Consider the following 11,999-nt stretch of genomic DNA (forward strand, 5'->3'; position numbering starts at 1 on the left):
AAGGCCGCGGCCGATGCGGCGGTGGGCGAGGCAGGGGCTTTCTTGGCCATGGTGGGCTGCGCGTGAGCGAGGAAATACGATTGATCGTCGATGCTATCATCTTTGGTTGAATTGAGCCTGATACAAAGTGGCTTTTCCAAGATAAATCAACGACTTAGCAGGTGAGTGCCAGGTGTGTGACGCAGGGTGAGCCTGCCTGCAGGCCCGAGACCATCTTTCCGGATCGCGTTTCCCCAGTCCCCCAAGCATGCGTCTGAATTCGATCAAGCTGTCTGGCTTCAAGTCATTCGCCGAGCACACGCACTTCCAGCTGCCTGGCCAGCTGGTGGGCGTGGTCGGGCCGAATGGCTGCGGCAAGTCCAACATCATGGACGCCGTGCGGTGGGTGCTTGGCGAGTCGAAAGCCTCCGAGCTGCGTGGCGAATCCATGCAGGACGTGATCTTCAACGGCTCGGGCAACCGCAAGCCGGCGAGCCGCTCCAGCGTGGAGCTGGTCTTCAGCAACGAAGACGCCCGTGCCGGCGGCCAGTGGAACCAGTTTGCCGAGATCGCGGTCAAGCGCGTGCTCACGCGTGACGGGACCTCCAGCTACTTCATCAACAACCAGCCGGTGCGCCGCCGGGACGTGCAGGACGTCTTTCTGGGCACGGGCCTGGGCCCGCGCGCCTACGCCATCATTGGCCAGGGCACCATCAGCCGGATCATCGAGTCCAAGCCGGAAGAGCTGCGCCTGTTCCTGGAAGAGGCCGCAGGCGTCTCGAAATACAAGGAGCGCCGCCGCGAGACCGAGAACCGCCTGAAGGACACCCGCGAGAACCTGACCCGCGTGGAAGACATCCTGCGTGAGCTGAACAACAACCTTGAGAAGCTGGAAAAGCAGGCCGAGGTGGCCACGCGTTACCACGGCCTGCAGGAGCAGGGCACGCTGAAGCTGCACCAATTGTGGTTTCTGAAGCACCGCGATGCGGCCTCTGAAGAAACCCGGATCCGCCTGGCCATGGCCGAGGCCACCAACGCGCTGGAAGCCCGCATGGCCGAGTTACGCCACGTGGAGGCCGAGCTGGAACAGGTCCGCCAGGACCACTATGCCGCCAGTGACGAGCTCCACACCGCCCAGGGCGCCCTGGCCGAGGCCAACCTCGAGGTGAGCCGGCTGGAGGAGCGCATCCGCTACGTGGTGGAAGGGCGCAACCGTGTCGAGCAGCGCCTGGCCGAATTGAAGGGGCAGAACGAACAATGGGCGGAACGCCGCGCCGCTGCCGAGTTCGAGTTGGAAGAACTGGCCGAGAAGATGTTGGCAGCCGAAGAGCAGGCCGAGATCCTGGCCGCCCAGGCGGAAGAGCTGGCCGGCAATGTGCCCACGCTGGAGGACGCCGTCCGCGCCGCCACACAGCGTGCCAACGAACAGCGCGGGGTGGCGGGTCAGGTGCAGCAGCAGATCCAGCTGCTGGCGGCCGAGTCTCGCAACATCGACGACCAGAGTCGGCAGCTGCGCCAGCGCCACGAACGCCTGAGCACCGAGCAACGCGGCCTGGCCAGCGTGGACGACGAGCGCCTGGCCGGCTTGAAGATCGATCTGGAGGCCCGCCAGGAGGACCTGGCCATCCTCGAAGAACAACTGGGTGAGCTGACCGAGACGGTGCCGACGCTGGACGAAGCCCGCAAGGCCGCCCAGCAGAACGCCAACGCCCAGGCCGCCCGTCACAGTGAACTCGGTGCGCGCCTGGAAGCCCTGCGGACCCTGCAGGACAAGGTGCAGACAGAAGGCAAGCTCAAGCCGTGGTTGGCCAAGCATGGCCTGGATGGCCTGGCCGGCTTGTGGACCAAGGTCCACATCGAAGCCGGCTGGGAAAACGCGCTGGAATCGGCCCTGCGCGAGCGCATGACGGCGCTGGAAGTGGGCCGCGTGGACACGGTGCGTGCGTTCGAACTGGACGCGCCTCCCGCCAAGCTGGCCTTCTACAGCCTGCCCCAGGCCGCCCTGACATCGCCCGGGCACCAGACGCTGCCGCGCCTGGCCGACCTGTTGCGCCTGCACGATGCCGGCCTCAAGGCCTTGATGCACGACTGGCTGGAAGGCGTCTACACGGCAGTCAGCCTGGAAGCGGCCCTGGCCGATCGCAGCAAGCTGCAGCATGGCGAGGTGATCCTGACCCAGGCGGGCCATGCGGTCAGCCAGTTTGGCGTGACGTTTTACGCGCCCGACTCCGAGCAGGCCGGCATGTTGGCCCGTGCGCAGGAGATCGAGAACCTCGACAAGCAGGTCAAGGCACAGGCCCTGATCGCCGACGAAGCCCGGGCTGCCCTGGTGCGGGCCGAAGCCGCCTACACCGAGGCCTCGCAGCGCCTGGCTTCGGCCCGCCGCGACACCTCGGAAGCCCAGCAGCGCAGCCATCAGTTGCAGGTCGAGGTGATGCGCCTGGCCCAGCAGGCCGAGCAGACCCAGAGCCGCCGCAGCCAGATCGGTGCCGAATTGGCCGAGATCGACGGCCAGTTGGACGAACTCCAGGAACGCCGAGCCGTGGGCGAGGCGCGCTTCGAAGAGCTGGACCTGAGCCTGGCGGATGCCCAGGAAAAGCACGCCCAGCTGGAAGAGGCCGTGATGGACGCCGAGCGTCGCCTGGCCCAGGCCCGTGAACAGTCGCGCACGCTGGAGCGCCAGGCCCAAGAGGCCCAGTTCGCCGCCCGTGCCATGGTGGCCCGCCGGGGTGAGCTGCAGCGGGGGATCGAGACCGCGGCACAGCAGATCCAGGGCAACGAGGCGTCGGCCGTGCAGTTGCACGAAGAGTTGTCCCGCCTCAGTGAAACCACCTCGCAGACCGGGCTGGACGAGGCCCTGGCCGTGAAGCTGGACAAGGAAAAGGCCTTGCTGGCCACGCGCAACCATTACGACGAGCTCTCCTTGCAGCTGCGCCGTGCCGACGAGCAGCGCATGGGCTTCGAGCGCAGCCTGCAACCCCTGCGCGACGAGATCACCAAGCTGCAACTGGAAATGCAGGCCGCCACCCTGGGTGGTGCGCAGTTCATGGAGCAGCTGGTGGCCGCCGAGGTCAACCTCGACGTGCTGGCCGAAGGGATCGAACGCGATGGCGTCAAGCTCTACGGCCTGCAGTCCGAAATCGACCGCATCCAGCGTGAGATCAACGCCCTGGGCGCCGTCAACCTGGCCGCGCTCGACGAGCTCACCGCCGCGCGCGAACGCAAGGGCTTCCTCGATTCGCAGATGGCCGACCTGCTCGATGCCATCGGCACCCTGGAAGACGCCATTCACAAGATCGACCTGGAAACCCGCGATCTGCTGGGCGCCACCTTCAACACCGTCAACGAGCATTTCGGGCGCATGTTCCCCAGCCTCTTTGGGGGTGGCAGCGCGCGCCTGGTGATGACCGGCGACGAAATCCTCGATGCGGGCGTGCAGGTCATGGCCCACCCGCCGGGCAAGAAAAACAGCACCATCCACCTGCTTTCCGGCGGGGAGAAGGCGCTCACGGCGATCGCCCTGGTGTTCGCCATCTTCCAGCTCAACCCTGCGCCGTTCTGTCTGCTCGACGAAGTCGATGCGCCGCTGGACGACGCCAACACCGAACGTTACGCCCGCCTGGTCAAGAGCATGTCCAGCGGCACGCAGTTCCTCTTCATCTCCCACAACAAGATCGCCATGGAGATGGCCGAGCAGCTGATCGGCGTGACCATGCAAGAGCAAGGCGTGTCCCGCATCGTGGCGGTCGACATGGAAGCCGCGCTTGGCATGGCCGATGCCGCCTGACCCCGCACACCCCACATGAACAACTCTCTCACTCTCTATCTGGCCATCCTCGGTGGCGTCGTGCTGGCTGGCGTCATTGCGCACAGCACCTGGCAAAACCGCAAGCTGGCCGCGCGCCAGCCCAAGCGCGCCGCCCTGGAGCCGGTGGACACCGACGCCCAGGTGGGAGGCGACACGGAGCCCCAGTTCGACGAGCACACCCCCACCCAGCCCATGGGCCTGGATGGGGCGCCGCAGATGCCGCCCGTCAAGCGCGGTGGCGCTCACCTCGACGCCCTGGTCGACGCCATCGCCACCTTGACGCTGGACAGCCCGCTCAGCGGGGACCACATCCTGCTGCACCTGCCGCCTTCGCGCCGTGCAGGCAGCAAGCCGGTGCTGATCGAAGGCCTGCGCACCGATTGCGGCGAGTGGGAACAGCCTCAGCCGGGTGTGACCTATGGCGAACTGCAGGCCGGTGTGCTGCTGGCCAACCGCACGGGGGGCCTGAACGAGATCGAGTACTCCGAGTTCGTGCAGAAGGTGCAGACCATGGCCGATGCCCTGGGCGCGGCGGTGGAGTTCCCGGACATGCTGGACGTGGTGGCCCGCGCCCGCGAGCTCGATGCCTTCGCCAGTGCCCACGATGCGCAACTGGCCCTGCGCCTGCACGCCCGTGGCAGCGCCTGGTCAGTGGGGTATGTGCAGCAGCAGGCCTCGCGTCACGGCTTCCTCCCGGGGGCCTTGCCTGGGCGTTTGGTGCTGCCTGCGGTGGAAGAGGGCGCTCCGCCTGTGTTGACGCTGCACTTCGACGCGCAGGCCGCGTTTGCGGAAGACGAAGAGCAGGCCACCCTGCGCGAGCTGGTGCTGGCCTTTGACGTGCCCCAGACCGCTGCCGAGCACGCCCCCTTCAAGGCCTGGTGCGCCGCAGGCGAGGCCTTGTCTGTGGGCCTCGACGCCCTGATGGCCGACGACCAGGGGCACCCCTTCTCGCCGGCGGCCTTTGCCTCCATCGAGGGGGAACTCGTGCGCCTGTACGAGGCGCTGGCGGGCCGCGATCTGGCCGCCGGAGCCCCGGCCACCCGCCGCCTTTTCAGCTGACGCAAGGCCGCACCATGAGCCAGCCCGACATGTTTGGCGCCCCGGTCGATGCCCAGGCGCCCGCGGCGCCATTGACGCCCGCCGACGAGGCGGCCCGCCTTCGCGAGGCCCTGCACGCCCACGCCCACCGGTACTACGTGCTGGACGCACCCAGCATTCCCGACGCCGAATATGACCGGCTTTTCCAGGCGCTGCAGGCCCTGGAAGCGGCCCACCCTGAACTGCGCACCGCCGATTCACCCACGCAGCGTGTGCTCGGCCAGGTGCTGGATGGCTTTGCCAGCGTGCGGCATGTGGTGCCCATGCTCTCGATCCGCACGGAGACCGACACCGAGGCCACGGGCGCCGAGGCCTTCGACGCCCGCGTGCGGCGTGAACTGGCCCTGCTCGAGGACGCCCCACCGGTCGACTACGCTGCCGAATTGAAATTCGACGGGCTGGCCATCAACCTGCGCTACGAGCGGGGCGTGCTGGTTCAGGCGGCCACGCGTGGCGATGGCGAAAACGGCGAAGACGTGACCCAGAACATCCGCACCGTGGGACAGATCCCGCTGCGACTGCAAGGGCCGGCCGATGCCTGGCCTGCGGTGCTGGAGGTGCGCGGCGAGGTCTACATGCGCCGCGACGATTTCGAGCGCCTCAACGAACGCCAGCGCGAACGTGGCGAGAAGACCTTCGTCAACCCGCGCAATGCGGCCGCAGGGGCTGTGCGCCAACTGGATCCGGCCATCGCTGCACAGCGGCCCTTGAGCTTCTTTGCCTACGGTCTGGGCGAGGTGCAGGGCTGGGCCATCCCGCCCACGCACAGTGGCCTGCTGGATGCACTGGCCGCGTTCGGGCTGCCGGTCTGCGCAGAACGCACCGTGGCACACGGCGCCTCAGGTGCCCAGGGCCTGGTCGCGTTTCATCAGGCGATGGGGGCCAGGCGCGACCAACTGCCCTTCGACATCGACGGCGTGGTCTACAAGGTCAACAGCCGCGCCCTGCAGGAACAACTGGGTTTCGTGACCCGCGAGCCCCGGTGGGCCGTGGCGCACAAGTATCCGGCTCAGGAACAGCTCACCCAGGTGGAGGGCATCGACATCCAGGTGGGCCGCACCGGCAAGCTCACGCCGGTGGCGCGCCTCAAGCCCGTGTTCGTGGGCGGCGTGACCGTCACCAACGCCACGCTGCACAACCTGTTCGAGTTGCGCCGCAAGGGCGTGCGGGTGGGTGACACCGTCATCGTGCGGCGTGCGGGCGATGTCATCCCCGAGGTGGTGGGCGTGCTGCGCAGCGAGCCGCCGGCCCCGCGTGCGCCTTACGTGCCCAACTTCCGCATGCCGCGGCATTGCCCCATCTGCGCCAGCACCGTGGTGCGCGAGCGCGACGAGGTGAATCACCGCTGCACGGGTGGCTTGTTCTGTGCGGCCCAGCGCAAACAGGCGGTGCTCCACTTTGCGCAGCGCCGCGCGGTGGAAATCGAAGGCCTGGGAGAAAAACTGGTCGACCAGCTGATCGACGGGGGCCTGGTGCGCACCTTGCCCGATCTCTACAAGCTGGGGCTGATGAAGCTGGCGGCGCTCGACCGCATGGCCGACAAGAGCGCGCAGAACATCCTGGTCGCGCTGGAAAAGAGCAAGCTGACCACGCTGCCGCGCTTCCTGTTCGGCCTGGGCATCCGCCATGTGGGCGAGGCCACGGCCAAAGACCTGGCGCGCCACTTTGGCAGCATCGACCGCATCATGGATGCGCCGGAAGACCAGTTGCTGGCCGTGCGGGATGTGGGCCCGGTGGTGGCGAAAAGCATCCGCACCTTCTTCGACCAGGCCCACAACCGCGAGGTGGTGGAGCAACTGCGCGCCGCGGGGGTCAGCTGGGCCGAGCACGAACCCTCGGCCGAAGCCGATGCGGCCACGCTGCCCTTGGCCGGCAAGACCCTGGTGCTGACCGGCACCCTGCCCACGCTGGGCCGCGAAGAGGCCAAGGCCCTGATCGAGGCCGCTGGCGGCAAGGTGGCCGGCTCGGTCTCCAAGAAGACCCACCATGTGGTCGCGGGCGCCGAGGCGGGCAGCAAGCTGGAAAAGGCCCAGGCGCTGGGGCTGAGCATCCTTGATGAGGCCGGCCTGCTGGCCTTGCTGGCCGCACCGGCTGGCCAGCCCCCTGCGGGCACGGTGCCCCCCGCACCCGGGAACCCCGACGGATCAGAGGGCTGAAGGACAGAAGGGCTGAAAGGCTCAGGCCATCAGGCTGATGGCCTTCTTGAATCGCGCCAGCGAAAAGGTGAACAGCAGCGACCCGATCAGGGCCAGCGCCAGGAAGGGGGGCCACACCACCTCGATGCCCGCCCCGCGGTAGAGGATGGCCTGCCCCAGTTGCACGAAGTGCGTGGTTGGTGCGACCAGCATGAGGTTCTGGATGAAGGCGGGCATGCTCTCACGGGGCGTGGCACCACCCGAGAGCAATTGCAGCGGCAACATGGTGAGCACCAGCAGCATGCCGAACTGCGGCATGTTGCGGGCCACCGTGGCCATGAAGATGCCCATCGAGGTGGTGGCAAAAAGGTGCAGCGTCATGCCAACCACGAAGAGCGCGATCGAACCCTCGATGGGGACGTGCAGCAAGCCCTGCACCACAAGCATCAGCGAGAGGGTGGCCGTGATCAGCACCACCAGCCCCATGGACCAGACCTTGGCCAGCATGATTTCGGTCGGGGTGACCGGCATGACCAGCAGGTGCTCGATGGTGCCGTGCTCGCGCTCGCGGATCAGCGCGGCCCCGGTGAGGATGATGGCCAGCAGGGTGACGTTGTTGATGATCTCCATCAGCGAGCCAAACCAGGCGTGGGTGAGTTCGGGGTTGAAGCGCACCCGCGTGGTCAGCGCCACGGGGCTGCTGGCCAGGCTGCGGTGGCGTTGCGCGAACTCGCTGACCTCGCCCAGCACCATCTGTTGCACGTAGCCGCTGCCCGAGAAGGCCTGGGTCATGAGCGTGGCGTCCACGTTGAGTTGCACGGTGGGAGAACGGCCGGCCAGCACGTCTTCCTGAAAGCCGGGCGGGATGTCGAGGGCGAAGGTGTACCGGCCCGCGTCCATGCCGGTGTCGACCTCGTCCAGAGCGACCATGGCAGGTGGCTGGAAGTGAGGCGGGTAGAAGGCCGACTGGATGCGGGCGCTCAGGGGCGAGCCGTCTTCGTCGACGATGGCGATGGCGGCCTTGTGCAGCGTCTCCGGTGTGGCGGTGGCGGCGCTGTAGACCATGGCGGTGAACATGAAGCCGATCATCACGAGCATGACGGGGTCGCGGACCAGGCTCCAGAGTTCCTTCACGCCCAGGCGGTAGATGTTGGCGAGGTGACGCTGAATCATGCCGGGCCTCAGGCTTCCTGCTTGCGCAACAGGGCCAGGCTGGCCCCCAGCAGCACGGGCACCGCGATGAGCAGCGGCCAGAAGAAGGGCTGCAATTCGGCCATGCCCAGGCCTTTGTTGAAGACGCCACGGCTGATGGTCAGCATGTGTGCGGCCGGGTAGACCTTGCCGATGAACCGGGCGGCCCCTTCCAGTGAAGAGGTCGGATCGAGCATGCCCGAGAACTGCACGGTGGGCATGATGGTGCCGATCATGGTGGTGAACATGGCCGCGATCTGGCTGCGTGTGAAGGTGGAGGCCAGCAGGCCCATGCCGGTGGCGACCGTCACATAGACCAGGGTGCACAGCGTGAGGGCGGCAAAGCTGCCACGCACCGGCACGCCAAACACCGTGACGGCAAGCAGCGCCATCAGGAAGAAGTTCACCATGGCGAGGGCGATGTAAGGCACTTGCTTGCCGACCAGGAACTCCAGCCTCGTCACGGGCGTCACGTAGAGGTTGGTGATGGAGCCCATCTCCTTTTCCCGCACCACCGACAGGGCCGTGAGCATGGCCGGCAGCATCAGCAGCAGCATGGGGATGACGGCCGGCACCATGGCCGGCAGGCTGCGCACATCGGGGTTGTAGCGAAAGCGCGTTTCCACCTTGGCCAGGGGCGGCGACGACACGCCCAGACGGTGCGTGGCCTGTTCACCCAGCCAGCCCAGGTGCATGCCCTGCACGTAGCCCAGCACGGTTTCGCCACGGGTGGGCATGGCGCCATCGACCCAGGCGGCAATCTCCACGGGGCGGCCGGCTTCCAGCTGTCTTGCAAAGCCGGGCGGGATCTCGATGGCCAGGGCGATCTGGCCGGCGCGCAGGCGGCGGTCGAGGTCGTCGGTGTCGCGCAAGGGGGGCTGTTCGATGAAGTAGCGCGAGCCCGCCAGGTTGAGCGCATAAGCCTGGCTGAGCTGGGTCTGGTCGCGATCGAGCACGGCGAACTTGAGGTTCTCCACGTCGAGGTTGATGCCGTAGCCGAAGATGAACATCAGGATCACGCTGCCGAGCAGGGCCAGCGTGCCGCGCATGGGGTCGCGGCGCAGCTCCAGCGTCTCGCGCCAGAGGTAGCTCAGCAGGCGACCCAGGCTGAATCGGGTGGGGGCCAACCCACTCGGTGCCGTGGTGTGGTCCGGACCTGGGGCCGTGGTGACCGCTGGGGCGGGGCTGTCGCCTGCCGCGGCCACGAGGTGCCCGATGAAGGCGGCCTCCAGCGTGGGCTGGCCGCTGTCCTGCACGATCTGCGAGGGAGCGTCGCTCACGAGCACCCGGCCGGCGTGCATCAGCGAAACGCGGTCGCAGCGCTGGGCCTCGTTCATGAAATGGGTCGAGATGAAGATGGTGACCTGATCCTGGCGTGAGAGCGCAATCAGCAGGCGCCAGAAGTTGTCGCGTGCGATCGGGTCGACGCCCGAGGTGGGCTCATCCAGAATGAGCAGTTCGGGTTTGTGCACCATGGCCACGGCCAGGGAGAGCCGCTGGCGCACGCCCATGGGCAGGGTCTCGGGCAGGGTGTCGAGCACAGGCGCCAGGCTGAAGCGCTGCACCATGTCGTCCACCCGGGCGGGGATGTCGACCTCAGGCACCTGAAAGAGCCGGGCGTGCAGCACCAGGTTCTGGCGCACGGTGAGTTCGGTGTAGAGCGAAAACGCCTGCGACATGTAGCCCACGCGGCGGCGGGTGTCGATGTCGCCCGAGCTCACGGGTTCGCCGAACAGCCAGGCCTGGCCCTCGGTGGCAGGCAGCAGGCCGGTCAGCATTTTCATCGTGGTCGACTTGCCGCAGCCGTTGGAGCCCAGGAAGCCGAAGATCTCGCCACGGCGAATGCGAAAGCTCACCTGGTCCACGGCCACGAAGTCGCCAAAGCGCATGGTCAGGCCCTGGGCTTCGATGGCGATTGAGGGCTCTCCCAGGGCATCTGGCAGGGGCGGGATCTGCACGGCGGTGTGGCCGTTGCGACGCTCTGGCGGCAGCAAGGCGATGAAGGCGGATTCAAGGTCAGGGCAGGCCGTGCGCAACAGCAGTTCGGCAGGGGTGCCTTCGGCCAGGATGCGGCCGGCGTCCATGGCCACCAGCCAGTCGAAGCGCTGGGCCTCGTCCATGTAGGCCGTGGCCACGATGACGCTCATCTGGGGGCGTTCGGCGCGGATCTGTGCGATCAGGTCCCAGAACTGGCTGCGCGCCAGCGGGTCGACACCGGTGGTGGGCTCGTCGAGGATGAGCAGGTCCGGGTCGTGGACCAGGGCGCAGCACAGGCCCAGCTTCTGCTTCATCCCGCCAGAGAGCTTGCCGGCCGGGCGGTCCAGAAAAGGAAACAGGCCGGTGCGGGTGGTGAGCGCGTCGATGCGGCGGCGGCGCTCGGCCTGGTCGTGCCCGAACAGCCGCGCAAAGAACTGCAGGTTCTCTTCGACCGACAAGGTGGGGTAGAGGTTGCGGCCCAGACCCTGCGGCATGTAGGCAATGCGCGGGCAGACGTGGCGGCGGTGGTTGGCATCGGCCATGTCACCGCCCAGGGCCTCGATGCGGCCTTGCTGGATGGCGCGCGCGCCCGAAAGCAGTGCCAGCAGGCTGGACTTGCCCACACCGTCAGGGCCGATCAGGCCGATCATCCGGCCGGCAGGCAGGTGCAGGTCGACGCCATCGAGCGCGACCGTCTGTCCGTATCGCAGCGAGACGCCCTGCAGGCGGGCCAGGGGCGCGTTCATTGCGGCAGCTTCACGGCCAGCTCGGCCGGCCAGGGTTGCTGGGCGTCCAGGCGGATCCAGGCCACGCCGGGCAGGCCGGTCTTGACCTGGTCCAGGTGCTGGCGCAACAGTTGCGGGTCGATCCGTGCCTTGACGCGGAACATCAGTTTCTGGCGCTCGCTGGCCGTCTCCACCGTCTTGGGCGTGAACTGGGCGGTGCTGGCCACGTAGCTGACCTTGGCAGGGATCACATAGGGCTTGGCGGCGTCCAGCAGCACATGCACCTCGCTGCCCAGGGCCACGCGCCCGGCCGCGGTTTCGGGCAGGAAGAAGGTCATGTAGACGTCGGACAGGTCGACCAGGTTGAGCACCTTGCCGCCACCGCCCAGCACCTCGCCGGGTTCGGCGATGCGGTACTGCACGCGGGCGTCGCGCGGGGCGATGAGCTGGCTGTCGGCCAGATCGGCCTGCACACGGGCCACGGTGGCTTCGGCGGCCCCGACGGCCGAACGCGCGCCCACCAGTTGCGCCTTGGCCGCATCGATGCCGGCCTGTGCGGCCTTCACCTGAGCCTGCGCGGCAGCCACGGCGGCCTGCAGGCTGCGCACGCGCGCGCGGTCGTCGTCGAGCTCCTGGCCTGAGGAGGCGCCTTCTTTCGACAGGGTTTCGGAGCGCGCCAGGCGGCGGCGTGCGGCGTCCAGCTCGCTTTCACGTTGGGCCACCACGGCCTCGGCCGCCGCCTTGTCGCTCTCGCGCACGCTGACCTGGGCCAGGGTGCTGCCCACCGTGTTCTGCGCCTGTTGGTGGTGGGCCTGGGCCTCGTCGCGCTGGGCCTGCAGCACCTGCACCTGCATGGTGGCCAGGGTCTGGCCGGCCTTCACCGAGTCGCCTTCCTTGACCAGGATGCTGTCGACACGGCCCGCCATCTTGGTGGCCACGTCGATCTCGGTGGCCTCGATGCGGCCATTGCCACTGACGAAACCGGGGCCTGGGCCCTGGGGTTCCCAATGGCGCCAGGCGGCATAAGCCCCGCCCCCCAAGGCCATCACAAGCAGAAGGGCGGTGAGGGGGCGAGGTGGTCTGGAT

6 protein-coding genes are annotated in these 11,999 nt (G+C 67.7%); 3 read left to right on the forward strand and 3 right to left on the reverse strand.

The genetic code is table 11. The features are described from left to right. Positions 1-247: 247 nt before the first annotated feature. From smc to ligA, 3 genes are read left to right on the forward strand one after another with little or no spacing between them, the layout of a single operon-like run. On the forward strand, positions 248-3,766 hold the full coding sequence (gene smc / locus QZ994_RS15460; protein WP_290873577.1) for a chromosome segregation protein SMC: 3,519 nt from the start codon (positions 248-250) through the stop codon (positions 3,764-3,766). Between the two features lie 15 nt (positions 3,767-3,781). Then, positions 3,782-4,846: a cell division protein FtsZ gene (locus tag QZ994_RS15465; protein ID WP_290873580.1), complete on the forward strand. Its 1,065-nt coding sequence runs from the start codon at positions 3,782-3,784 to the stop codon at positions 4,844-4,846. Positions 4,847-4,875: 29 nt separating this feature from the next. Next, entirely contained in the window at positions 4,876-7,041 is a 2,166-nt protein-coding gene (gene ligA, locus QZ994_RS15470) for an NAD-dependent DNA ligase LigA (protein WP_290873589.1), read from the forward strand. A 21-nt stretch (positions 7,042-7,062) separates the two neighbouring features. On the opposite strand, the gene QZ994_RS15475 is transcribed toward ligA, so the two are convergent. The 3 genes from QZ994_RS15475 to QZ994_RS15485 are packed head-to-tail and all read right to left on the reverse strand — an operon-like array spanning position 7,063 to position 11,959. Then, entirely contained in the window at positions 7,063-8,193 is a 1,131-nt protein-coding gene (locus QZ994_RS15475) for an ABC transporter permease (RefSeq protein WP_290873583.1), read from the reverse strand. Between the two features lie 8 nt (positions 8,194-8,201). Beyond that, entirely contained in the window at positions 8,202-10,934 is a 2,733-nt protein-coding gene (rbbA, locus tag QZ994_RS15480; RefSeq protein WP_290873586.1) for a ribosome-associated ATPase/putative transporter RbbA, read from the reverse strand. Beyond that, on the reverse strand, positions 10,931-11,959 hold the full coding sequence (locus QZ994_RS15485; protein WP_290873592.1) for an HlyD family efflux transporter periplasmic adaptor subunit: 1,029 nt from the start codon (positions 11,957-11,959) through the stop codon (positions 10,931-10,933). The genes rbbA and QZ994_RS15485 overlap by 4 nt, the downstream gene beginning before the upstream one ends. Positions 11,960-11,999: the final 40 nt, after the last annotated feature.

The organism is Aquabacterium sp., assembly GCF_021768455.1.
GTDB lineage: Bacteria > Pseudomonadota > Gammaproteobacteria > Burkholderiales > Burkholderiaceae_C > Aquabacterium.